The organism is Anoxybacillus sp. LAT27, assembly GCF_022030075.1.
Lineage (GTDB): Bacteria > Bacillota > Bacilli > Bacillales > Anoxybacillaceae > Anoxybacillus > Anoxybacillus kestanbolensis.
In genome coordinates, this window is record NZ_JAIWYK010000445.1 from 12986 (window position 1) to 36855 (window position 23870).

General features: G+C 39.5%; 34 protein-coding genes and 1 pseudogene. 6 read left to right on the top strand and 29 right to left on the bottom strand.

Annotated elements, in window-relative coordinates; all coding sequences use genetic code 11:
* Positions 1–4 precede the first annotated feature (4 nt).
* Positions 5–1321, bottom strand: coding sequence for a TrkH family potassium uptake protein (locus LD028_RS15640; protein WP_275124996.1), 1317 nt, complete (start codon positions 1319–1321; stop codon positions 5–7).
* Positions 1322–1493: 172 nt separating this feature from the next.
* Here LD028_RS15640 and LD028_RS15645 point away from each other — a divergent pair, with 172 nt between their 5' ends.
* Positions 1494–1883, top strand: a complete 390-nt coding sequence (locus LD028_RS15645) for a sigma-70 family RNA polymerase sigma factor (RefSeq protein ID WP_304512064.1) — start codon at positions 1494–1496, stop codon at positions 1881–1883.
* Between the two features lie 5 nt (positions 1884–1888).
* Here LD028_RS15645 and LD028_RS15650 read toward each other — a convergent pair whose 3' ends face one another.
* From LD028_RS15650 to LD028_RS15770, 26 genes are all read right to left on the bottom strand, one after another.
* A complete protein-coding gene (locus LD028_RS15650) occupies positions 1889–3382 on the bottom strand; it encodes a recombinase family protein (protein WP_237812303.1) in 1494 nt (497 codons plus the stop codon).
* A 337-nt stretch (positions 3383–3719) separates the two neighbouring features.
* Positions 3720–4076, bottom strand: a complete 357-nt coding sequence (locus LD028_RS15655; protein WP_237812304.1) for a hypothetical protein — start codon at positions 4074–4076, stop codon at positions 3720–3722.
* Positions 4073–4414 (bottom strand): hypothetical protein, encoded by a 342-nt coding sequence (locus LD028_RS15660; protein WP_237812305.1) that lies wholly within the window; start codon positions 4412–4414, stop codon positions 4073–4075. Before LD028_RS15660 ends, LD028_RS15655 begins: the two co-directional genes overlap by 4 nt.
* The gene (locus LD028_RS15665; RefSeq protein ID WP_237812306.1) at positions 4383–5039 is read right to left on the bottom strand and encodes an ATPase; all 657 of its coding nucleotides are present in this window, start codon (positions 5037–5039) and stop codon (positions 4383–4385) included. The genes LD028_RS15660 and LD028_RS15665 overlap by 32 nt, the downstream gene beginning before the upstream one ends.
* Positions 5039–5392: a hypothetical protein gene (locus LD028_RS15670; RefSeq protein WP_237812307.1), complete on the bottom strand. Its 354-nt coding sequence runs from the start codon at positions 5390–5392 to the stop codon at positions 5039–5041. Before LD028_RS15670 ends, LD028_RS15665 begins: the two co-directional genes overlap by 1 nt.
* Before the next feature lie 83 nt (positions 5393–5475).
* On the bottom strand, positions 5476–5880 hold the full coding sequence (locus LD028_RS15675; RefSeq protein ID WP_064214516.1) for a hypothetical protein: 405 nt from the start codon (positions 5878–5880) through the stop codon (positions 5476–5478).
* A gap of 136 nt (positions 5881–6016) precedes the next feature.
* Positions 6017–6298 carry a hypothetical protein gene (locus LD028_RS15680; RefSeq protein WP_237812308.1) on the bottom strand — a complete coding sequence of 94 codons (282 nt, stop codon included), beginning with the start codon at positions 6296–6298 and terminating at the stop codon, positions 6017–6019.
* A complete protein-coding gene (locus tag LD028_RS15685) occupies positions 6298–6765 on the bottom strand; it encodes a hypothetical protein (RefSeq protein WP_237812576.1) in 468 nt (155 codons plus the stop codon). Before LD028_RS15685 ends, LD028_RS15680 begins: the two co-directional genes overlap by 1 nt.
* 160 nt (positions 6766–6925) lie before the next feature.
* Positions 6926–8311: a fibronectin type III domain-containing protein gene (locus tag LD028_RS15690; protein WP_237812309.1), complete on the bottom strand. Its 1386-nt coding sequence runs from the start codon at positions 8309–8311 to the stop codon at positions 6926–6928.
* An 83-nt stretch (positions 8312–8394) separates the two neighbouring features.
* Positions 8395–9513, bottom strand: coding sequence for a hypothetical protein (locus tag LD028_RS15695; protein WP_237812310.1), 1119 nt, complete (start codon positions 9511–9513; stop codon positions 8395–8397).
* 59 nt (positions 9514–9572) lie between these two features.
* Entirely contained in the window at positions 9573–9764 is a 192-nt protein-coding gene (locus LD028_RS15700) for a hypothetical protein (RefSeq protein WP_006323838.1), read from the bottom strand.
* Positions 9765–9822: 58 nt separating this feature from the next.
* Positions 9823–10038: a hypothetical protein gene (locus tag LD028_RS15705; RefSeq protein WP_064214512.1), complete on the bottom strand. Its 216-nt coding sequence runs from the start codon at positions 10036–10038 to the stop codon at positions 9823–9825.
* Positions 10039–10042: 4 nt separating this feature from the next.
* Positions 10043–10201, bottom strand: coding sequence for a hypothetical protein (locus LD028_RS15710; RefSeq protein WP_012574467.1), 159 nt, complete (start codon positions 10199–10201; stop codon positions 10043–10045).
* Positions 10202–10482: 281 nt separating this feature from the next.
* Positions 10483–10713 carry a hypothetical protein gene (locus LD028_RS15715; protein ID WP_237812311.1) on the bottom strand — a complete coding sequence of 77 codons (231 nt, stop codon included), beginning with the start codon at positions 10711–10713 and terminating at the stop codon, positions 10483–10485.
* A gap of 202 nt (positions 10714–10915) precedes the next feature.
* Complete coding sequence (locus LD028_RS15720) at positions 10916–11212, bottom strand: hypothetical protein (protein ID WP_237812312.1); 297 nt, start codon at positions 11210–11212, stop codon at positions 10916–10918.
* A 244-nt stretch (positions 11213–11456) separates the two neighbouring features.
* On the bottom strand, positions 11457–11831 hold the full coding sequence (locus tag LD028_RS15725) for a hypothetical protein (RefSeq protein ID WP_035021139.1): 375 nt from the start codon (positions 11829–11831) through the stop codon (positions 11457–11459).
* A 535-nt stretch (positions 11832–12366) separates the two neighbouring features.
* Positions 12367–12549: a Fur-regulated basic protein FbpA gene (locus tag LD028_RS15730; protein WP_136260347.1), complete on the bottom strand. Its 183-nt coding sequence runs from the start codon at positions 12547–12549 to the stop codon at positions 12367–12369.
* Positions 12546–12731 (bottom strand): hypothetical protein, encoded by a 186-nt coding sequence (locus LD028_RS15735; RefSeq protein ID WP_136260348.1) that lies wholly within the window; start codon positions 12729–12731, stop codon positions 12546–12548. Before LD028_RS15735 ends, LD028_RS15730 begins: the two co-directional genes overlap by 4 nt.
* The gene (locus tag LD028_RS15740; RefSeq protein WP_237812313.1) at positions 12724–13146 is read right to left on the bottom strand and encodes a TubC N-terminal docking domain-related protein; all 423 of its coding nucleotides are present in this window, start codon (positions 13144–13146) and stop codon (positions 12724–12726) included. Before LD028_RS15740 ends, LD028_RS15735 begins: the two co-directional genes overlap by 8 nt.
* Before the next feature lie 117 nt (positions 13147–13263).
* Positions 13264–15561: a phage/plasmid primase, P4 family gene (locus LD028_RS15745; protein ID WP_237812314.1), complete on the bottom strand. Its 2298-nt coding sequence runs from the start codon at positions 15559–15561 to the stop codon at positions 13264–13266.
* A gap of 9 nt (positions 15562–15570) precedes the next feature.
* Positions 15571–15789 (bottom strand): hypothetical protein, encoded by a 219-nt coding sequence (locus LD028_RS15750; RefSeq protein ID WP_221277369.1) that lies wholly within the window; start codon positions 15787–15789, stop codon positions 15571–15573.
* Complete coding sequence (locus LD028_RS15755) at positions 15767–15949, bottom strand: hypothetical protein (protein ID WP_237812315.1); 183 nt, start codon at positions 15947–15949, stop codon at positions 15767–15769. Before LD028_RS15755 ends, LD028_RS15750 begins: the two co-directional genes overlap by 23 nt.
* Positions 15933–16064 (bottom strand): hypothetical protein, encoded by a 132-nt coding sequence (locus LD028_RS18045; protein WP_255573357.1) that lies wholly within the window; start codon positions 16062–16064, stop codon positions 15933–15935. Before LD028_RS18045 ends, LD028_RS15755 begins: the two co-directional genes overlap by 17 nt.
* A 16-nt stretch (positions 16065–16080) precedes the next feature.
* Positions 16081–16338 (bottom strand): hypothetical protein, encoded by a 258-nt coding sequence (locus LD028_RS15760; protein ID WP_237812316.1) that lies wholly within the window; start codon positions 16336–16338, stop codon positions 16081–16083.
* A gap of 21 nt (positions 16339–16359) precedes the next feature.
* The gene (locus LD028_RS15765) at positions 16360–16599 is read right to left on the bottom strand and encodes a hypothetical protein (protein WP_043967619.1); all 240 of its coding nucleotides are present in this window, start codon (positions 16597–16599) and stop codon (positions 16360–16362) included.
* A gap of 12 nt (positions 16600–16611) precedes the next feature.
* A complete protein-coding gene (locus tag LD028_RS15770) occupies positions 16612–16836 on the bottom strand; it encodes a helix-turn-helix transcriptional regulator (protein ID WP_219986004.1) in 225 nt (74 codons plus the stop codon).
* A 159-nt stretch (positions 16837–16995) separates the two neighbouring features.
* Here LD028_RS15770 and LD028_RS15775 point away from each other — a divergent pair, with 159 nt between their 5' ends.
* The 5 genes and pseudogenes from LD028_RS15775 to LD028_RS15795 all read left to right on the top strand — a co-directional run.
* Positions 16996–17319: a helix-turn-helix domain-containing protein gene (locus tag LD028_RS15775; RefSeq protein ID WP_219986037.1), complete on the top strand. Its 324-nt coding sequence runs from the start codon at positions 16996–16998 to the stop codon at positions 17317–17319.
* 1 nt (position 17320) lies between these two features.
* On the top strand, positions 17321–18079 hold the full coding sequence (locus tag LD028_RS15780) for a restriction endonuclease (RefSeq protein WP_237812317.1): 759 nt from the start codon (positions 17321–17323) through the stop codon (positions 18077–18079).
* A gap of 283 nt (positions 18080–18362) precedes the next feature.
* Positions 18363–19528 (top strand): IS3 family transposase gene (locus LD028_RS15785; RefSeq protein WP_152619630.1). Its coding sequence is split into 2 segments (ribosomal slippage): positions 18363–18639 and positions 18639–19528, totalling 1167 coding nucleotides; the frame shifts between segments, so codons are not numbered across the junction.
* 699 nt (positions 19529–20227) lie between these two features.
* Entirely contained in the window at positions 20228–20725 is a 498-nt protein-coding gene (locus LD028_RS15790; protein ID WP_237812318.1) for an ImmA/IrrE family metallo-endopeptidase, read from the top strand.
* Between the two features lie 41 nt (positions 20726–20766).
* Positions 20767–21153: pseudogene (locus LD028_RS15795) on the top strand (sigma-70 family RNA polymerase sigma factor); the annotation flags it as partial.
* Positions 21154–21189: 36 nt separating this feature from the next.
* On the opposite strand, the gene LD028_RS15800 reads toward LD028_RS15795, so the two are convergent.
* Together LD028_RS15800 and tnpB are read right to left on the bottom strand one after the other, a co-directional pair.
* Positions 21190–21960, bottom strand: coding sequence for a DUF4405 domain-containing protein (locus LD028_RS15800; RefSeq protein WP_237812319.1), 771 nt, complete (start codon positions 21958–21960; stop codon positions 21190–21192).
* Positions 21961–22195: 235 nt separating this feature from the next.
* Positions 22196–23320, bottom strand: a complete 1125-nt coding sequence (tnpB, locus tag LD028_RS15805; RefSeq protein WP_237812320.1) for an IS200/IS605 family element RNA-guided endonuclease TnpB — start codon at positions 23318–23320, stop codon at positions 22196–22198.
* Positions 23321–23870 lie beyond the last annotated feature (550 nt).

Here is a 23870-nt window from a genome sequence, read left to right on the forward strand (position 1 = left end):
TTTTTCATCCTGTCAATATATCGCCATTTGGATAACGAATGTTTGTTTTTTTCGGCTTCGCAATCGAATAGACGAGCGTTAACGGACCTAATTTTCCAAACAACATGACGAAAATAATAAGCACTTTTCCGATCATTGATAAATGCGGCGTTACATTCATCGAGAGCCCAACGGTCCCAAACGCGGATACGACTTCAAATAAAAGCGCAAGGAGCGAAGCATCTTCAGTAAGCGTCAACATCATCGTCACAACAAAAATAAACAACATACTCATCGATGCAATCGCTAACGCGCGTAAAATAATTGTATGACGAATCGTGCGCATCGCAATCACTGTTTCTTCTTTTCCTTTTAGGAAACTCATGACTGCAAATACAATGACCGCAAATGTCGTCAGTTTAATTCCTCCGCCAGTTGACGTGCTTCCTGCACCAATAAACATAAGGAAAATCATAAGCATCGCTGTTGGTTGTTCTAGTGAGCCAATATCAATCGTATTAAATCCTGCCGTTCTTGGTGTAATGCCTTGAAAGTACGCGGCCCAAAGCTGTTCACGAAGCGAAAGTGAACCGAGCGTTTTCGGATTATGTTGTTCAAAGAAAAATACGGCAACAATTGCCACAACATTCACAACAAGCGTCATCACTAACATGAGCTTCGTATGGAGAGATAGTTTTCGCCACCGTCGTTGATATAACACGTCAAATACGACAGTAAAACCGAGCCCCCCAATAATAACAAGCAAAGAGACGGTCATATTGACGATCGGATCGCCGACAAAACGTGATAAATTATCAGGCCATAATGCAAACCCCGCATTATTAAACGATGCGATCGTGTGGAAAAGGCTGTAATACAGCCCCTTCGCCCAGCCCATTTTCGGAACCCAATCAATTGCTAATAACGTTGCCCCGACAAGCTCCATCAATAAAGAAAACAACAATAAATTGCGCGCTAAACGAATGACACCGCCAAGCGATGGTTGATTTAGCGCCTCTTGCATTAACATGCGCTGCTTCATTCCGATCTTTTTCCCAAGCACAATGACAACAAGCACCGCAAATGTCATAATTCCAAGTCCACCAACTTGAATGAGCACCATTAAAACAATTTCTCCAAATAAGGTAAATGTCGAACCGGGATCAATCGGTGCTAAACCGGTTACCGTTGCGGCAGATGTCGATAAAAAGAACGCATCAAGCCAGCTAATGTCCTTCTCTGATGCAATCGGCAACTTTAATAACACCCCACCGACAACAACGAGAAAAAGAAACATAAAAGCAAGTAGCTGAGGCGGAGTGAGTTTTAATGGTTTTATCATTGCCCTTCTCACAGTTCTTCCTTCTTTCATCTTTCATATTTATTTTACATTTCCCGATTATACAAGATTTTCTTTTCACAAACAAAGAAAAATCATGTGTCCAAACACGAACAAGTTTTCTAATGCATATACATACATAAGCAACAAATGACCACCTGTGAGGTGAACGATAATGGGTACTTTTTTTTCTGCACTCGCTTTGTTTATAAAGGAACTCGTTTTTTTAGTTTCTTATGTAAAAAACAATGCCTTCCCACAGCCACTTGATGCAAAAGAAGAAGCGATGTATTTAAGACAAATGGCTAAAGGGGATGAACACGCCCGAAACAAACTGATCGAACATAATTTACGTCTCGTTGCACACATTGTAAAAAAGTTTGAAAACACCGGAGAGGATCCAGAAGATTTAATTTCAATCGGCACAATCGGCTTAATTAAAGCGATCGAAAGCTATTCAACAGGAAAAGGAACAAAACTAGCGACATATGCTGCTCGTTGTATCGAGAATGAAATACTTATGACAATAGTGTGCGTTATAAAATGTAAAAAGAACGCTGTTTAAGCGTTCTAAAATAAGTGAATTTCGATATTTTCTTTATCAATAACACGAATCTCTTTAACAACTTTACGGATCAGCGTTTGTTTAATTTCAAAGTCAAGTTGTTCTTTGTGATTCAAGAAAAAGTCGATTGCTGCTTGCAAAATGTGTTCGTTCGGCTTTTCTTGCATTTCTTTTAGTTGTTGTTCCAGCTGGTTGTATTGTTCAATCAGCTCTTTTTCTCGTTGCTGCAAGTTGCGTATTTCCTCTTTCACCTCTTCAAGATCGAGTTCGTCGTCATCGGACATTGTGACAAGCGACAGCAGGCGTTTGCGCCCTTTTCGCGATCGCTCAATCTCTTTTTCAAGCCGTGCAAGTTCCTTCTTTTCAAAGCTATGTTCAACGTCAGCAGCAGGCTGGAATTCTCGTATGCGTTCTGGATGGTTGAATAGATCAAGAAGGTAGTTCCATACTTCTTGTTCGATTTCGTCTGCGCGAACGACCATTCCGCAGCCGCGGTGTTTTGCGCCAGCTGTGTTTTTTCTGTCCGTATATTCGCGATGATATTTCCCCCAGTTTTTCATCAATCGCCCGGTCAATGTGTTCCCGCATTGTGCGCAACGTAACAGCCCTGAAAGTAAATATTGACGTTTCGGTGCTTTCGTATAGCGCCTTCTCGCTTGTTCTAGCAGCATTTGCGCTTGCTGAAATTGCTCTTCTGAAACAATTGCCGGAACATCGACATATATCCACTCGTCTTTGCTCCGCAAGCGCATCGGCACTTTTTCATTGCGATATTTATTCGCCAGCATGCCTTCTGTATTCCACTTGTTTTGTGGCTTTTTTCCCATGTACGTTTCATTCATCAATATTTGCCGTACAACTTGTCGATGCCACACTGTCTTTCCTGTTTTCGTCGGTATTTTCCGTTCAGTCAAGTGCAATGCAATGCCGTTTACGCCTTTGAAACGCTCTTGAACGAAACTGTCAAATATGAAGCGAACGATTTCAGCTTCACTTTCATTTATTTTGAGTTGTCCCGTCTGTTTATCGTAATCGTAACCGTATATTCGGTCATTCTTCACAACTTTTCCTTGTTTTGCTTTTCTTTTCCGCCCCGCCATTGTTCTTTCGCGAATTTTAGCCTTTTCGAACTCGGAAATAGCTCCGCGCATCGAAAAAAACAGCTTCCCTTCCGGCGTGTTTGCATACTCTCCATTGACAAACAGCAATTCAACATTATATTTTCGAAACTCATCATCAAGCAGCAGCTGGTGCATGAGATTACGCGCTAGTCGGTCAGGATCGTATACAATGACCGTATCGATTATTCCATTTCGTATATCGTTGCGCAACCTCTCTAGCCCTGGACGCTCAAGAAATTCGCCGGAAAAGCCTTCATCGGTGTATATCATTACATCGTCCGTTTTCGCCTTCTTCTTCGCTTCCTCGATCTGATGAGCGATTGAATATCCTTTCTGTGCCGATTCTTCTGTCGATACTCTTGCGTAGATAGCTTTCATTTCTCTTCGCTATCTCCCTTCTATATATCTTCACTAAATAATGATAGCAGGCTTGAATATTGTTGTCAGTATGCTTTCCCTTTATAACCCGTACATTCATCGCGCATACCTCCCTTGATTGAAGATATGCAACAACTGGTTGTACAAATGAAAAAAAACAGATAACATGTACAAGCATGCTATCTGTTCTTAATCGATGATGATTTTGTATTTTTCAAAACAAATACGCTTAATTTCTTCAATCTCTTGCGCATAAATGTATGCAAGGAACTTATTCCCATTCCGTTTTGCTTCTGAAAGTATATATTGTTTACGATAATATTCCCTTATTAGCTCATCAATGCATTTTTGCAATTTGCATTCCCTCAACTTTGCATAAAATATCATTTAATAATTGAAATACCTCGCTACTTGACACATTCATTTTTTCTTTTTGAGCCTGCCGTTCAATTTCAACTGTGTATGATGACAAAAACGCATGTAACATGCCTAATTCTTCGTCATCAAGTGCAATATCATGTAATGTTTTCTTTTCGTTAAACGATGTAATTTTGTCTAAAATCGAGTCATAAACATTCATTTTTTTCTTTGCTTCAAAAAATCCATAATTGCGTTTTAATGCCTTCTTTATTTCTTTACGCATAATACTCATATGCAAAATAAGCATAGCTAATTCATCATTAGTTAGTTTCATATTTTTTTTTCTCCTCCTCGCAATTCAGATACATATTCGTTTAGCTTTTCTTTTTCCTTTTCCGTGAGTTCTTCAATTTTCATCATGAAAAATGAGTTTCTACCGATTTTTATTCGTCGATCTGCAAACTGTTTCACTCGTTCCCAGTGCATACATACAGACGGAAGCAAAATATACCCCATTCGGTTGACAATGTCCTGCGCGATTTCAAGCTGCTTAAAAAAATAGAATTTCTGTGTGATTTTCGCGAATTTCACGACTGGAATGGACGGAAAATGATACAACAATGTACGTGGATCTTTTTCTTTATATCGCTCCGGCACCAGTGAGTAATTCATGGGCAGCCCTCCTAACTGTTCCACGCGCTTTATCATGAATTTCTTCAAGTGTTTGGAAAAACTCATTTCCTTCCCGTTCGGTAGAGGGTAACGGGAAGCCTAGCACCATTGTGTCCGTATCGTACAAACCAAGTTTGAATATTTTCTTTGCCTTCCACATCGGAAGGAACTGTTTGTGCATGAACTCACCTGTTTGATAATCGGTGAAATGAATTGCAAAGCCTCTATCACCAATTTTTCTAACGTTGATTAATACTTCAACGATTTGGCGAATACGACTGTCAACATTGTTGATAGACGGTGAGCAATAGATTTGAACACTTTTCATTTTTCTTGTAAACATCATTACTTCTGTCGCAATTGTCGAGCCATATTTTGACCATTTTCGGTTAGAAAACGCCATTTGCGCTTCATCCCAGCAACATATGCTCCCCTGTGCTTCAGCTACTTTGTACCAATCTGTATAATGTTCAAGAGGAATCGAATCTTTTAAACCGTAATTTGAAAATAGTTGAATATCGCCGCCACGCGCGCGAACCTTTTCACGCCAATAGTGCGCAAAGAGAGACATCATTAATGTTTTCCCAGCACCAAGTGGACCTTGAATAAAAAAGTGATGGGCCATTATCTTTTTCCTCCCTTCTCCACACCGTTCGGAGCAACAATCACAGGCTTCGGTGGTTTAGGAATAAGAGCTTCGATTGTATCAATGTAATATTGCGGATCAGCAACAAGAACCTTACCGTGCATAATGAAATTGATAATTTCACGATACGGATCACTTTTTCCATGTAAGTACTCATTTTTCGATAAGCTTTCCAGCAACAAAATCGCTTTAATTTGCCACTCTTGCAGTTCTTGAGCTTTTGTCGTCATTTCTTCGAGAACTTGCTTTACGTCAGAAATATGCTGTACTTGAGGAAAAAGATCATCAGAAATGACACTTTGCAACTTCTCTGCATTGCTCGTACCTTGCATTTATCAACACTCCTTTTCCTGAATCAGTGCAACAAGTTCATTGATTTTCTTTTGAAGTCGTTCAATGCAAGGATGGTTTTGCATCAAGCTCCTCCTCCACTACAACTTGAAATTCCCATCACGATGAATGCAAAGAAGACGAGTGCAAATAAGAGAATTTTCGTAATATCTAGTTGGCTAGGCTGTTCTGGCGGACGATATGACGTAATTTGTCGTAACACAATGCTTTTTTCTAGCTCTGCGAGTCGCTTCGTTTCCTGGACAGATCGCGATGGCGCACGATAGAAAAAGTGCCGGCCTTCGGGTCCTGTTGTCACTTCACAATCGTCAATCGGCACATGATATTTTCCTGTTACGTATATCGCATTATCTCGAATATCTGAAATTCGCTGTATATCACTTGTTTTCTTTTCGTCATCGAAGACGATAAGAATGTCGTTTGTTTCTGGGAAAAATTCATCTTTTTCTTTTCGCTTAAAAAGTGCCATCATACTACCGCCCTTCTCTGTTGTTTTTTCAATGTTTTTCTATTTGAATACTGCACAAGCTTCCAACCGATGAATGCGACAACTCCAACTCCTGAGGCTGCGCCCGAACCAAGTACAAACATATAAAAGAATGCATCTACCACCACTTCACACCTTCTTTCAAAGAATAATAGAGGCGCATAACTGAACGAAAAATTAAAAGTGAACCTAATATTACAACCGACATAAGCGCCGATGAAATAACAAGTTGCCATGCAGTTGGCATGTCGCCGAATACCGACAGATACTTGCCGATATTCAAACCTTGCGCGGTTAATCGTCCAACTGCTTGGAGTTTCTCAATGCCCATATCAAGAAACGTTATAGGAGGGTTAAAAATTTTGTCGATAAAACCGCGAATTTGCTCTTTTATAGCCATTATTCCCCTCCTATCCGAATTGAGGATAATAATTTAATCGCTGCAACTGCCGTAAACATCCAAAGAATGAAGAGCAATATATACGCGATCGGCTCGAGTTTAAGTGGCTGCATTGCGGTAAAAATTTTTCCGAGCATGTCTGAATAGCCATTTCCACTTCCACTACGAGGGATATACACAAGACTGGCAAGCGTGCGAGCAAAACCAACAAACAAAGATACAATCATTTTTGCAAGGTCAAAAAACAACAGAAACAGTTTCACCGCCAGTACACCAATTTTGTAGAGAAAATACAACAAACCATCAATCAGCGCATAAATAACTTCGAAAAAACCGACAAACAAGTCAACAAGCCCTTGAAATAGCTTTTTCAACAATCGCCCGATCCACTTTATACCGCCCCATATGACATCAAAGAGCCTTCCAAATGCGTCGGTCAAAATCCCACCTACAACAAACATATACATGTAATTCATTGCTACCACCTACTACGTTTGAAAACGTCGTATAAAAACGCGACAAGACGATCAGAAAACAAAAAAACGGTAAAAAGAAACAAAATAGGCGTGAGATATACCATATAGCGTTGAAAAACTATTTCCAATACAGCTTGCAATATACTAAAATTCATTGTTTCACACGCCTTTCACTAATTGCTTTTTTAATAAAATTGAAAATTGGTCGCCAAAAAATGAACACAAGCGATAAAACGATAAATGGAGCTACCCATGCAAGAATACTCACTACTGTTTCCATAAAATCTTGAAAGCTTAAAGGAAAGTCAATCTTTTCCCCTAGACTTGGAACGCTGACAGCTTGCCCTTTTGTTCCATATTCACCAATAGGAATCAACGTAGCTGCGTATGCTCCAAAAAAGTCTGTTTTCATATCTTCTTTTCTTACTACGATTTGTTTCGTCGCTGCGTCTACCTGTGCATATTCTCGTCCTTCAATTAGCAGCTTCACTGTTCCTTTCGTCGGGCTTGTCCACGTGACGATATAGTCGCCGTTTTCGTTTTGCGTTGTCGCCACGCCAGCTAAGACTGGAACAGGCTCAGACGGTGTTGTCGTTTCAATTGTGACCCCTTGCGACTCATTCCCTTCAATATTGACCGACGTAACCTTGTATGAATACGTCGTTTCCGGCGTAACAGTCAAGTCCGTCCAGTACGTCCCATTTGTTTCAAACATCGGTGTATAGCCGTCTGATGTGGTTTCGGCGGAAACAGCTGTCGTGCCAAAAAGCTGATCCCAGAACGATTGTTGTTCGACCTTTTTACGATAGATTTTCACGTGATGAAAAAACTCACTATCCGGCGGTGTCCATGTGAGTTTTACATGGTCGTATTTTGCATCGGCCTGGAGATCGGTGATATCACCGACAATCGGAACAAGTGTTGTTACCATGACAGACTGCCCACTAGATTTGTTCCCTTTATTGTCTACTGATACAACCATAAAGTTATAATCTGTATTAGGATTTAGGTTTTGTATAGTGATTGAGGTGTAAGTATAATTCTCCGATATTAAATAACCATTTTGATATATTTGGTAGTGTGAAAAATCAACGTCTTCTGGCTCATTCCATGTTAGTGTGACATATTCTTCACCTATTTCACTCGCCTGTAAATTTGTAACATCTGCTGGTGGAATAATATCTTCACTATAAAGATTGAATTCATAAACCTTATTAACTTCATTTGCAAAATTATAGATGGCAAAAGATTTAATGTTATATTCTAGAGATATAAATGAACCATCTCCAATAAATTCACCACTTCGGTAAATGATTCTCCCTGTGGAGTCATAAAAATAGATATTTATATTGGTATCCGTTTTTATTCTAAAACCACTAATGTCAACTGAATTTTGAAACGTATAAAAAATCGTATCTGTAGATACATCTTTTTTAGAAAGTATAGAATATGTTGAAAGATTGTTGTCTGTTACGTACGGTGTATATCCACCGTAGTCTCCAAAATAATATCCAATATTTAGTCTAACATTATCCAATATCCCCCCGCTGTATGCATAAATTCTATTTTGAAGAGCAAGAAAGCAGATAGACATGGTTATTATAATTAATCCCAACCTCTTCAATAACTTCCACTCCCATCCGGATCATCAGGGTGTTTTTTGTAGTATTTTGATCCTTGTATGCCGTCATCTTGGCTTTGGCTTGGTATTGGTGCATTTCCGCCATTGTCGCCCGGGCTTGGCGGTGTGTCGTTGTTTTGGCTTGGTGTTGGTGCATCTCCGATGTTTGGCGTTCCTTCTTGGTCTTTTGGAATTGGCAATTGTGTTTCCGTTTCTTTTGGTTTCCCTGCATCCCAACCTTTTGGATCAGTTTCTCCTGGGATTGGCATGCTTGGAAAGTCAGGAAGTGTATCAAGTGGATCTGAAATATCCCATCCTCCTGTTGGATCAGAACGCTCCTCAATGACAGGTGCTTCGCTTTCGATTCGACTTTTCGTGAATCCCGATGTATCAAGCCCGGGATCAGGCATACTTGGAACTTTGTTTTCAATTCCTCGTGTGTCTAATCCCGATAATTCAGCTGGCTCGGTTGGTACACTTGGAGCCGGTCCTAGAAGCGTCCCTATATCGGATACAAGTTGAGGAACGATTGTATCACGAAAAACGGTCGCCACCTGGTTCCAGTTTGGTGCTGGTGGAATTGCATTTTTTATTTCTGTTAGTTTTCCTAGGTATTGATCCCACCCTGGACACGAGAAAAGGTCACAAGCATTACAGGTATTTGAATCACTTCCCCCCATGTCGTCGTAATTCCCATATGATGATGAATCACACGAGGGATTTACTAATCCCGTCACATGAATTTTAATGCGAATAAGTAAGTTGTCCGTCGCCCCAAAAAATTCAGCTTTATAGTATCTGTTGCATGAAAAATAAAATCCATTAAAATAGCTCCATCCGTAGTCTGCCGCCGTCCTTGTTTTCGGATTCAATGGTGTGCTGAACGAAGAATCGGCGTAGTCAGATACCCAAAGCTTTTTTATACTTGTTCCTCTAAAGTAAACAAGAACAACATCCATACCATGATAATCCGGGTTATAATGTAACGGCGTACTGATTAAGTTTTGCGGATCGTAAACTTCAATTACTTGAAACTCCCCTGCTGCTGAAGCAAAAAAAGGCTTGGAAAATGATACAAGGAGCAAGAAACAAAGTATGATGTTGATTTTCTTAAACATCTAAAATACGACACGCCCTTTCTATGAAAAAAGGAGGATCGCTCCTCCTTTTTTCTTGCTTATCGCGATGCAGCGCGACCGAAAATTGATTTGATAAAAGCAATAATTTTTGGTGCAAAACCTAATGCGATTGCCAAGAGTACGAATGGTCCCACCCAACCAAGCAAAGAGTTCACACTTCCAATGACATCTGAAACAGTGAATGGTAAAGAAAGACCTGATAAATCAATAGCAGCTCCTAAAACAGGCATGTATAATTCCTCCCTTAAAAATTTTTTTATATTTCACTAGCATTCGCTAGTTGAAAACCTAGTATCTTCGAATTTCGTAGTCCTCATTATTTTCGCTCTTGTCAATTTGCTTTGTATTCGCAAATGATTTTTTCATCATGGCAATAAACATGGATAATGCTCCAGCCGCAGCCATAATCATAATTGCTGGTGCTACATAGAAAAGCAACCACTTCACGTAGTACCAAAACTCATTTAGTCGTGCAGGTGTAAAAAACGTTTGAAATTCTGGCATGGTTTCACGACCTCGATCTGATCGCTACGATCACACCGTGTAAAAGCATTCCTACCGCCACAATAGCTATAATCAACATGATGAAGGGAGCAACTGTTTTCAACAAAAATCCGAATACACCCCAGAAAAACGCCCAGTCAAAAACGTTCCCGATGCTCGACATTATTACTCCCTCCTCGTTTCTTTATATATGGCGATAGATAGAAACAAAAGCGTTAAAAATATTGTCCATGTGGCGATACCTGTCATCACATCTGCATTTCCAAAAACCGTTTTGAAAGCGTATGCTGCGAGTGTCCCAGTCGTCACCATCGCTTCTTCACACCTTTTACAGTAGATATGAGAAACATTACGATCGGAAATGATGCGATACAGGATGCCATGATGATGAGGTATGTCGCAAGAATGTCCTTTGGCGTTGCAAAGACAAGGGAATACATTGTTCTACCTCCTCATCATGCGTTCTAAAAACATGAAAATGAGTGTTGCAGCGACCAAAACAGAAATGACAATGTCACCGAGTGTGATCTCATGAATGACAACAATATTTCCTTCTTTCGTTTCAATCAACGTATGTTCTCTCATATCGACGAAATCGATATTTGATATTGTAGACGAGTTTGCTGACGTTGATTGATCCGTTTGCGATTGTTCTGTTACTGATTGTTCATCCATGTACATCACCCCACAATTCAAATGTACAGAGAATTTTGTCGTTTTCATATCACCAAAAAAATTTGGTCATATTATGACAAAAATCGAGTGAAAGAATAGCTTCACTCGATTTTAGATGGTCAAAAAAATAAGTGATATTTTTCGATGCATTGTGTCATTCAGCGATGTGTGTCGTGAAAATTTGTAGATGTTATAAACATCTTTAAAACGCAGCACGTTTTACGTTCGTTTTGAAAATTCTTCCCGTTTTCGTTATACCTGTTTCTATTGTTCTAATCCATTCTTCCAAGTCTTCCATGCCACATCCAAGGTTAAGCAATTCATTCGGAAACTCGTTGAATTTTCTTTTCCAGCGCTTCATGCGAAGAAGCGCTCTCCTCGCTTCTCCAAACGCATATACACGCTGTTCTTTTCTCGTCGAGTATTCTTGCGCTCCTACATACATACAAAGGTAAATGTACTGTTTACCATTCGACTTCACTTGAGAGAGGTACGCCATATGTTTCCCTCCATTCCTGGATCATTTCTTTGCGTATTTTCGAAAGACTTGTTACTTTCATGTCGGTTTCATGCTGTATGTAGTACGGGTAAGGATTTTCGTCGTGATGAGAAAGAAACGCGAGAATGAACGCAAGCCAATTCATTTTTTCGCCTCCTAACTGGATAGATAATAAAGGAAAATGTACATCACAAAAGCAAATACGAATGACAACAATGCCGACTTTAGAAAATCACGCATGTTTTCACCTCAACTCAAGTGAAAGTTGCTCATATGTTTCCATAAACTGTGGGTAAACTTTTTCAATTTGACTAACTCGAACATCCCAGCAACCACTTCCGTTGCAGCAAATCAATGTTTTTTCATCGATATAAAAAAGCGCGTAATAATAATCGTATTTTGATTGATTCACACTAAACAGTAAGATGTTGTTTATTTTTCCTTCGTATCTTAGAAGAAAGCCGTCTTGCATCACAAAACGGCTTCGCTTTTTTTCACCTAGTTGTTTCACAAACTCTCCTGGGAAAAGCTGAGTTCCGGCAAGCTGGACAGGCTCGTGTTTTATTTCCTCATCGTTGGGCTTGACATACATCGCACCGTTAAAGTACCCGATTTGCATTGTCCTTCCTCCACTCGTCAATCTTTTTAATAATGTCATTTGCATCGCAGCAATGAAAATAATATGTTTCTCGCTCGTACCCACAAGCTACAATCGATAGCAATTCCCTGATTATTTCAAGATCTTCTTCGTTAAAAATCAACTTCCTAACCCCTTTGTTTTTTTTCGCTGTATAAATCCTTCCTTTTCCGCAAACTCGCGAATTTTCTTTACTGTTACCCGTCCTATTCCGTTTCCCGTTCCGGACATCATGTCTAGACGTTGCAAAAACCCTTCAATCAGTCCCATTTTCGATTCGATGGTTGTATGAGAAAATTCAAAGCATCTAGATTCGCAAAGAGGACAAGTGATAGGTTGCTTGTCCTCTTCAACCGAAAAACCTTCGCCGCACGTTGAACAAGTGTATATGTCCAGTCGCATTTTCAGTCCTCCTTTTCCTCACAGAGCACATAAAAGCCGCATTGACATTTCAACTTCGCAATAACTTTTATACTCCAAACTTCAAAGCCACATTTGTCGCAAAAGAAACGATATATCAAAAAAACACCTTCTTTTCTTTCATACATCTGTATTCATGTTCTAATTCAGATATCGTTAGATCATAAAGTTGCCGACCATCTTCCATCTTTACGCGTCCCATTTGAATGAGCTGCTCAATTCGTTTGTCTTTCACGTTCTCAATGGCTTCACGCAAATAGGACTTGAATGTTTTTGTCATTTGTCATCCCTCTTTTCTAGTTCTTTACCTAACGCACAAACAAAGTAGCCTGCTCCATATCCAAACAAAGTACTCATAATCATTACTTGATCCATTTCGTTCTTCACAATTGTTACCGAATACATTGCTAACATTATGCAAACTAACATGAAGCCCATCGGCATAATCATTTTTTTAAGCACCTTTTACACCCCTTTTTTGTCGTTGCAGCCAGTCTATGAAACCGGCTGCCTCTTGGAACGCTTTTTCGAATGGAACACGCTCAGCAAGAATTTTTGTTTTGTATGGTTGCTTGTCCTCCGGCATGTAGTTCGCACGCCATGCAATCGCCATATCTCCTTCGCGTTCGATGAACAAATACGCACCCAAGCCGTAGCGATACTCGTACAGTTCACCGTAGCGATAGATGAGAAAACCTTTTGCACGCGTCATTTCATTCTCTTCCAAGCGCTTTATTATCTGTTGTTTATGCTGCTTGATTTGTTTTTTTAAATCCAATGGCAATGTGCCTTCTTCATATATCAAACTTAGTTTTTTGTTTTTTATTTTTATTTGAATATTTAGATTATCTATTTCATAAAAAATGTTATATAACATATAAAGCCTCCTTATAAGTTACCTAGTTACTTCAAGTTACTTGAAATAGGGTATTTTCCTATATATAGCCCTATAGGAGAAATGCATAGAAATCAGTAACTGATGGTAACTAAGTAACTAAATTTCTTCCTCAACAAAGTTACTAGTTACCTTGAGTGACTTATTTTCCTGTATTTCCGTAAATGTATCTCCTATAGGCGATTTACCCGAATTTGAGTAACTAGTGGTAACTTTGTAACTTTCGTTTGAAAGACCGATGCCGAAAAAGAACGTTTTGTTCCCAGTGGATTTTCGTTTTTCGAATCCTCGCAGCACTAAACGCGCCGAAAACTTTTGCTTTTTCATCGCAATTTCGCTGTTTTCTTCGCACCAGTCGATATATTCTTTGTACAGCTCGTTCAATTGCACTTTCGCACCTGGATGAATCACGCAGCAATCATTCAAGAAATTGCTGAGAAGATCCATTTCGTCTTTATACTCGCTCGTTGCGTTCTTGATTTCCTCCGGCTCTCCTAAGCCTTCTTTTTGCCATTTTAAGCATCCCTCGACCGCCCAGCGTAAGATGCCAGGAAGCTCATTCATCAGTTTTTCAGGAAGATGCTTGTCCACTTGTTCTTTTGGAATGGTGTACGTGAACGGAACAAGGCGAATACGCCGCCAAATTCCTTCATCGTCGCCTTTGATGATCGGCTTGTGATTCGTTGTGAAGAAAATTTTAAACTCTGGCACAAACTCAAAAAATTCCTTTCTCAAAAAACGAGCTGTAATCGGCTCACCGCCGGTTAATTGTTTAATGAGCGATTCGCTGAGCCGTTGGCCGTCCTCGCTTTCGACAGCCGACACGAAACGTGAACCGTGCAAACGTGCAATATCGTTATTTATCCCCGAATCGTTCATTTTCGCTGTAAAAGTGTTCGAATTCGTTTGCTTCGCATAATCGCCCAGCAAAGCCTTCACCGTATTGATGAACGTCGATTTTCCGTTCCTCCCTGTTCCCCAAAGGAAGAAAACAACCTGCTCGCTTATATCGCCTGTCAGCGCATAGCCAATCGCTTTCTGGAGGAACTTGATAATGTCGTTCTTCACTTCATCGCCATCGCGAAAGATGGATTCAAGAAAGGCAATCCATGTCGGGCATTTTGCATTTGGATCGTATGGAATATGTGTGTTTTTCGTCATCATATATTTGCGATCATGAGGAAGCAGCTCACCTGTCCGTAAATCGACCACACCATTTGCGCAATTCAACAAAAATTTATCCATATTTAGTTCCTCCTGACTTATTGGTAACATCGCTTGTGCCCTTGCAATTGAGTTGAGAAACACCGAACTTTTTTCACTCGCCTTCGCCCATTTCAGCAACTCGTTTCGCGCGTCGTTGTTTTCTTCGTGCGCCGCCTCGGCGTACATTTCACGAAACGTGCGAATCGCAATGCGTTCAATTTGTTTCTTTTTATCCTCAATCCACGTCTTTCCGTCCCATATGAGCCACTCCTCAAACTCCACACAATAGCGCAAATTTTGTCCATTTCGAGCAACAAGACGTTCAGCATTCCCCATTTCGGTCAAGTTGAACTTTTTCGACTCTCCTTCTTTTCGTGCTGGGAAAGTCATCGGTGGCGGAGAAGAATAGTTTGTTCCACTTGGCTCATGCTTGAGTGCGCTGTTCAGTGTGCTTGCAAATTCACGCTGGTCTAACGGAGGAAGAAAAAAATATTGATTTAGGAAACTAGCAATCTCGGAAACTTGTTCTGGTGTATAACCAAATTCGACAAGACGGCAGCAATGCGCATATAGTGCGTTGTTCCGTCCTCCCTCGTGCATCGGAATCGGAAAAGGACGTTGCGTTTTATCAATCTTTTTTAATCGCTCAAAATAGATCGGCATCGGCGAAAGTTCCCCGTCTGCAATATGTACCCATTCGCGTCCGCCTGTATTTTCGCTTGGAATAACTATTTGACCGCGCCCGGAAAGGCGATAGTCGCCGACAAAGCCGCCAGCCATAAGCACTGTCGCGTCTTGTCCTTTGATTTTTTCGGTCGACCGAAAGAAAAACTGAAAGCCTCGTATTGTTCGAATCGCATGAAATTTATATCGTTCACGCAAAAGCGCCTTAAAAATTAGCTCCCCTTCTGTCTGTTCGTCGATGTCAATCACGTCATAACCGTCTGGAATGACAAGCCCTGTCCATCCTTTTTGCCGCAGCCAGGAACGAATTTCTCCTTCTGTCATGCCTGGACGATTTAGATCTTGCCAGCCTTTCATGCACGGTCGTTTTGCGACGCTATACGCTTTATTCGGATCGTTTTCCGTATTCATGCGCGAATAGCCGATTAAACGAATGATTTTCAACGGCTTTTTCGCGGACGGAAAAAGCCGTTCAAGTCCTGATTGTAGGTCAATCGCTGCTTGCATTTTCGTTCCTCACTTTCCTGTCGGGAATGTGTATTTGACTTGCTCTGTCCAAATGTCATAGAAAACGACCATCGTGTGCCCGTTTTCGTCTCGAACGAGCTTTCCAGCTGGGAAAACAGAAAAATCTTCGACTTGAATCGCGCTCATATCAAACGTATTTTCAATCCAACGCATGACCGCAGGAACGTATTTTTCCATCGGATTTTCATTTGTCTTTGCTTTTTTCATTGAAAACACCGCCTTTTTTTGAATTGCGAGGCTCTCCAAAAGAGAGCCGAATATGGAAAAATATCGCGAAACGTGTTATATTTTCAGTAAGAATGTTTTTTCTGTGCCTTGCAGTAAGTGTTGCCGCACTTGCTGCTTTTTTTTTATGACGCTTTCTCATTGTTTTCGCTTCCTTTTACTTTTTCGTATTGTTCTGGAAGCACTTTGGCCAAATACGCATACACTTCTTTCTCCACTTGGCTGAACAACGGTCCTTTTACAACGGTGATCTTCACCCCCAATCCCCCCTAACTAGGCATGTACTTTCGTTGCAAAATCTATCTTTATTCCTCGTTTCTGCATCTCGCTAACTAATTGCTCAAGATCTGCACGACGCTTTTTTTTTACCTCAATTTCTTTGAGCATTGTAATTACTGCTAAAAATTCTCTCGCTTCGATTTCTGCCGTTTCATAATCTTTGTTAAAAATCGCTTCAAGCATGTAATCAATACACAATAAAGCTTTATTTTTCTTGTCGATTTCTTCGAGATAAAACCCTTTTTTGAGCATTTTGACACCTTCTTTCGATATTTAGTTTGATTTACAATGATTACAAAGAAATGTAAGTTCTTGTTTGATTGATTCACATGCATCAACAACGTATTTTGGAAGCTTTTCTTTTGTGCGCATGTTATACGTCAACGATGTTTTCCGCCCTTGCACTTGAACGAAAATCGTTGCCGTTATCTCATCATGAAACTGTATACCGACAACGCGATACTTTCCGTTTAGGCTGTTCCATACCCGTTTGAATTTTTGCAAAAAGATCACCTTCTTTCGGCATTATGCTGAGTAATTTTCGATACACAAAACGTGACATTTATCTTCAAAAAAAATTGTCCAATCAAATTTAAGAACATCGGCAATTCGCTTTGCTACTGAAACACTTGGATTTCTCTCGCCTTTTTCAATCATTGCGTATGTGCTGCGAGAAATCCCAACTAATTTAGCAATTTCTTTTTGTGTTAACTCTTTGCTTAATCGTTTATTTTTGAGCCATTCTCTCATTTTTTCACCTCCCGTAATGTCACGTTTTGCGTATTGATATTTTAAGTATATGTCACATATAGTGTAGTGTCAATATTTAATTACACATTTTGTGTAAAATATTTTTTGTCACTAAATGTGACGTTATAATTAACCTTGAAAAGGAGGAATCTCTTTATGATGAGTTTCGGCGATCGCTTGCAAGAACTAAGAAACAAAATGAATTTGCGGCAAGAAGATGTGGCAAAAAAAATAGGAGTTGGAAGAACTACATATGCAATGTACGAACAAGGAAAGAGAGAACCTGACTATGAAACGCTTCTAAAAATTGCCGACTTGTTCGGGGTTTCAACTGATTATTTGCTAACTGGTCAAGAGAAGACAGACAGTGAAAAACACCTTTTCTTTTTCGACATGGACGGATTGACAGAACAAGAAATCGAGGAAATAAAAAAACATATTGAGTTTATAAAATGGAAAGCAAAACAAGAAAGGGGAATCTAACATGGCTAAGAAATTGCCATCGAGAAGGGAAAGACAAAATGCTGTAATCTCCCTTTTCACTTTCCCTGCAGCCATTGTCGGATTTTATCTTCTAATGAATGGAATTATTGAAATAGTAGGTTTAATCATTATTCTGTTTATCTCCCTTATTATTGGGTCTTGGGCAGCAAGATATGTGCCCGATATGCGTAAAAAAGAAAATAAGAATAAGAATCCATATACCGGACTCCCTCAAAAAACCGCAGAGAAGAAGCCTGCCAAAACCTCCTCATCTCAGAAACGTACATCTCAAGCTTCTTCCAGTCAAACAACAGGAAAATATAACGTTCGTCCTGATGACGTAATAATACAACTCCCATTAGAAGAATTAGAAGGGCTGGAATTTGAACAACTCGTATATTTATATTTGAAAGCGACTGGATGGAAACCGATAAAAACACCGGAAACAAAAGACGGTGGCGTTGATATCGTGGTTATAAACAAAACTGATGGTTTGAAAACTGCTGTACAAGTAAAGCATTATTATAGGTCGAAAACCCAGGTAACTGTCAAAGATATTCGTGAGCTTGACAGCGCTAAAAAGAATCATCATTGTATAGGAACATGGTTTATTACTTCAGGGACATTTACAAACGCTGCTCTTGTGGAAGCAGACACACGTCGAATGAAAACGTCCGACGTCACATTTGTTGAAACAAAAATCATTCCTTGGAAAGAACGAGAAGCAGCAAAACGCCAAGTGGCTGTTGCGAAAAAATGAATAGTTCATTATTATCGAATCAAAGAAAAGGGGGCGAATTTTTGCAACCCCTTTTTTTACTAATAAATTTGGTGATATATACTAATTTTTTTATTTGATATGATTTAATTAGAAATTCTTATCAAAATGGAGGGGTGAAGATGCTAGATTTTTCCCAAATAAAATTACCTTTTGATTTAAAAGACCTAATCGACTCTGAAGTGACCCAGTAAAATGGGACAAGGAAAAAACACCTCCTGAATCGAATGTATAACTCACTTCGATTTGTGGAGGTGTTTGTCTTATGGGGACAAGAGTTCATTATCCAGAGGAGATCAAGTGGAAAGCTATCGAGATGAAACAAGCAGGGTATACCAACCGAGAAATTATGGAGACGTTAGGGATTAAAAATAAGACGCAGATCAAGACATGGATGAGATGGTATAAAAATGGCGAAACTCATCGGTTTTCTCAGCCTGTAGGGAAGCAATATGTATGGGGGAAAGGGGCACAGGAATTAAATGAAATGGAACAGCTCAAAATGCAAAACCGTCAGCTAGAAGCACAATTGGAAATCTTAAAAAAGTACAAGGAACTCGAGAGGAGATGGTGCCAGAAGTAGTGGTCCAAGTTGTAAGAGAGTTAAAAGACAGATATCCTGTTACCCTTATCTGTTCTTGTTTAGGAATTCCAAGATCGACATATTATCGATGGGAAAAGAAATGGGAAGAGTTCATGATGGAATCAGAGTTAGAACGGTTGATTCAAGAAATTTGTGTAAAGAATCATTATCGTTATGGTCATCGCAAGGTAAGAGAAGTCCTACGGCTTAAATATGGAATCAAGTTGAATCGCAAAACCGTACAAAAAATCATGCAAAAACGGAATCTTCAATGCCGTGTGAAGAAAAAACGTCAAAACTGGATCAATGGAGAAAGTAAAATCATCGTACCGAATCGTTTAAACCGTGATTTTACGGCTTCTCAACTAAATGAAAAGTGGGTAACGGATATCACTTATTTGCCGTTTGGTACTTCGATGCTTTACTTGTCAACCATTATGGATTTATACAATAATGAGATTATTGCCTATCAAATCAGCGACCGACAGGATGTTCAGCTAGTGTTAAAGACACTAGAAATGGCCGTAAAAGAGCGACAACCAAAACAAGTGTTACTCCATAGCGATCAAGGGGCGGTCTATACGTCTTATGCTTTTCAACATTTAGCCAAAGAAAAAGGCATTACCACGAGCATGTCCCGCAAAGGAAACTGCCATGATAATGCAGTAATAGAATCGTTTCATTCTTCATTAAAGGCTGAAACATTCTATTCACAAGAAAAACAAAATCTCACTAACTCTATTGTAAAACAAATGGTTCAGAATTACATCTATTATTATAATCAAATTCGAATTCAGGCCAAATTAAACTACCTGTCTCCTATTGAGTTCAGGAAACAGGCAGCATAGGTGTTTTTTCTGTGTCTCAAATAGGTGGGTCAGTCCACTCTTTAGGTGGTTTATTTTTGTTTTTCGGTCCTTTCATCTTATTATCAATAACGTTGCCTTTTGTTCCCCGAATATTACAGTTTATCAGAATTGTATTAGGACATCTGGATAACCGTCGGAATTTTAATGAAGAATATGCAAACGATCCGTACACAAAGAAAATGACATACTGGGAAGCATTATCAAGCAGCTATAATCGTTGGAAATATAAATCACCGAAAAATGGTTTCCGAGTAGGCTGGGATGGAAAAATAAAGTATTAAACAAAAAATCAGGTGATAAAACATGATCGATTTTTCTAAAATTAATTTACCTTTTTCAGTGAGCGATTTATTTTCTTCTACAATGAGTCTTTTAAGTTCCATGTCGGGGTTTATTTTATTAATTTTTGTTTTCAGTATATCTCAAATATTCGTTAATTTCGTAACTATTTCCCTCATGAATAAGCAACAATCCACAACACAAAAGAAAAAACGGAAATCAACGAAAGGAAGAAAGCGAAGCAGCAGCCGAACAACTAGCAGTTCAACTAAAACAAGAAAAAATTTGAAAGTCGTATGAATATATCCCTTAGTCAAACTTAGGGATTTTTCTTTTTCTTGTAAATAAGAACGTATGTTTGTATAATAAAAGAAAAAAACCTGTGGGGGATGAGGTGGAATGTACTTATATAAGCCTTGCGACTTAGAAAAGCGTATCTCGGAAACATATCAGCAAAACGGGATCATCTATCCTTCCCAGCTCGATGAAGAGTATATCGCAAGGAAATTCGATATTTTGCTTGTCGAGTCAAAATTCGGATCGTTTGCGGAATACTGCGACGACTTGAAAATTGTAGGGCTTCACAACGATTTAGAATTGCTCAAGCGCCGTGAAGTATTTTTTCATGAAGTCGGGCATTTGTTTTTGCACGTCGGCGATCAATCGAAAATGGCGGACTCATTCAGATACTTTCAAGAATCACAAACAAAGCGATTTACGTTATTCGCTGCGATCCCTTATCATATGCTTACATATATCGATTTTTCACAAAAACGCGACTTCATCGTATATGAAATGCAGGAAACGTTCCGTGTGCCAGCTGAAATTTGTGAAAGGCGGATGGACTATATCGAAAATAAAATGCTTAGTGCAAAGCTTGCGTCTATTTGTTCATGATTGTTATTTATTATTGTTATTTTTTACCGCATACTATTGACATTAGAATTGAAATACTTATGCATTTACGTTCGCTAAAAAAGACGAGAAAAGACGTTTCATTACATGACCCGATCGGGCAAGATCGCGACGGAAATGAAATTAGTTTGTTAGATGTATTAAAATCTGAAGAGGAAGATATTAGTGATATGATTGAGAAAAATAACGAGCTCGAAAACATCGCCCAACATTTACATGTACTGGACGATCGCGAACGCCAAGTGATTATTAGCCGCTTCGGCCTAAACATGCAACCTGAACGCACCCAACGTGAAATCGCAAAAGAACTCGGCATCTCCCGCAGCTACGTTTCACGCATTGAAAAACGGGCGTTAATGAAGCTATATCACGAATGTTATAAACACGAGAAAGGGAAAAAAGAATCATAATAAAACAGGTGTCCTGCCAACCCAGGACACCTGTTTTTATACACGAACTTGTCGTTTATGACGCATTCGTTTTTCGATGTAGTAAACTGGAACAATCACAACTGCCCAAAATGTGAAGTGTCCCAAAATAACAAACAACGGATGGCTGTTTCCATGATGTTCTTTATGCGGAAACTCTCTTTCACGAAATTTTTCAGGTGGCGGAAATGTTTCGCTCGCTTGTGCTACCTTTTGCTCAAACTTCGGCTTAAACGCCTCTTCATTTGGCTTTACATTGGTTGCTAGCCACTGCATACTTCCTATAAACATCGCCAAAACAAACACAACCGCCACAACTGTTCCTTTCCGCCAATGCCCTTCTTTTGTTTTCAACATTTTCCGAAACACGCCCATAATCCATTGCCAATGCAATGCGATATGCACCCCAACAAGCAAAAGCGTCAATTTCGCAAACACATCATGTATCTCACGCAACGCATGATTTTCGCCACTAAGAAGATGTGGAAACACAACTTTCGAAATCAGAATACCTGTCACAATAATCCCCGTCATCGAAAGAAGCAACGATATATTTAGCAAAAAACTAAATCTCGTTTTCCCCGAAAGCGAACGATCGAATATTTTTTTCGTTGTATTGACAACCCATTTATAGTTCAATGCAATATGGACCAAAACAGCCACACCAATCACTAACCCTGCCACTTCATGAAACGGCAAACCATTAAACACTCTCGGATTCATCAACAACACAAACGTAATCGCCATCGATACGTCTAATATTATTTTTACAATGTTTTTCTTCAACATATACTCCCCTACCTTTCACATATCATGTACCCTATACCGTAAGTGTACAAGTCGATGGTGAAAAGTAGGTGAAAAGGGGGTATGTTCAAATAAAAACTGGAAGGTATGTGAGTGGTGGGAGAATTTTTTTGGCTTTACATCCCTCTACGTTCAGTTGAACTACTCACCGCTTAATAACCTTGTGGTTGGTTTAAAGCGAGAGATTCCTACGAACACCGAAGCATCCTTCAGTTATTTAGTAGGCTAGCCCCGCAGTTCCTGCGGTTAGAAGCCGAACAGCTTCGTTTTTAATATTTATACTTGCATTTACATCTCGGTCATGATGAGTGTGACAATTTGGACATTCCCACTCACGTAAAGCAAGATGTTTCACATCCTTGTTTTGATATCCGCAGCAGGAACATAACTGACTGGATGGAAAATTTTTCGCCACCACAATCAATTGTTTCCCATACCATTTGGCTTTGTACGCGATCATCGCTTCGAACGTTGCCCATGACGCTTCGCTAATCGCCTTGGCTAGTTTGTCGTTTTTGAGCATGTTGCTGACTGACAAATCTTCCATCCCGATGATGTCGTGGTTTTTGACGATCTCGGTGGAGATTTTATGCAAATAGTCGTGTCTGGCATTCACGATATTCTCATGAATACGAGCGACCTTCATACGCTGTTTATGCCAATTGGAACTCCCCATTTGGCGCCTAGATAGGATACGTTGTGCTTTTGCTAATTTTTCTTCAAGCTTCCGAAAGAATATCGGATTAGCGTACTTGGTGCCGTCTGAGAGAATAGCAAAGTGCTTTAGTCCCATGTCGATACCAACAGTTGTATGTGTTTTAGGGAGTGGTTGCACATCTGTTTCTGCAAGAATAGATACAAAATATTTTCCGCTTGGATTACGTCGAATGGTCGTGGATAAGATACGTCCTTCGACTTCACGACTTTTGGCAAAACGAACGAACCCTAGTTTCGGAAGTTTGATTTTGTTACCTACAATCGCAATATTTCCGTTCGTGTACTTTGTTGTATAAGATTGTACCTTGTTCTTTTTTGACTTAAAGCGAGGTCTGTCGTTTTGTTTTTGGAAAAAGCGTGTGTAAGCATCCGACAAATGTTTCAACGAGGTTTGAAGTGCGATACTGTCCACTTCTTTTAGCCAAGTGTATTCTTTTTTCAACTTGGTCAATTGTGCAGAACAAGACTGATAAGAAAGTCCTTTTCCTGTTTCTTTGTATGCGTTGTTCCATTTGGCAAGGAAATGATTAAACACAAAACGTGCGCATCCGAACGTTTTATTTATCAGTATTTTTTGTTTCTGATTTGGGTAGATGCGAAACCGATACGCTTTATATACGATCATGACTTTCACCTTCTGTTATGGTATACCATAATTTATGTGAACAATATTGAGATAGGACGATGCAAAAACAAACTGTTGTTTTACGCTTTCCAAAAACACTTTTAAAATACAAAACAGAAACAGAGAGGGTACGCGTACCCAAACGATTTTTCACCTGCTACAAATGACTCTCGAACAGTCAAACAATCGAGATGAAAAGTAGCTCCCCCTTATCCGAAAACGATTCATTTCTCACCTACTTGCTTGGTACTCCTCTTCACGTTCTTTGAGGTAGGAATATTCTCAACTAATTAAGATAAAGTTCTAGTTACGCTTTTCATCTATACCTATGTTTCAATTCCTCATAGGTACGATACAAACGCGAGCAGCCGTGTTAATTCACGAAATGCTCCATGGTTTCAATTCCTCATAGGTACGATACAAACCCGAAAAAGTGCTGTTAGATCAACACATGGAAAAGTTATACAATGTCATTATACATACATCCGAAAATTCAGTCAATAACCTGTATTCCGTGCTATATCTGCAAAAATTCCGAAAAACAAATTGT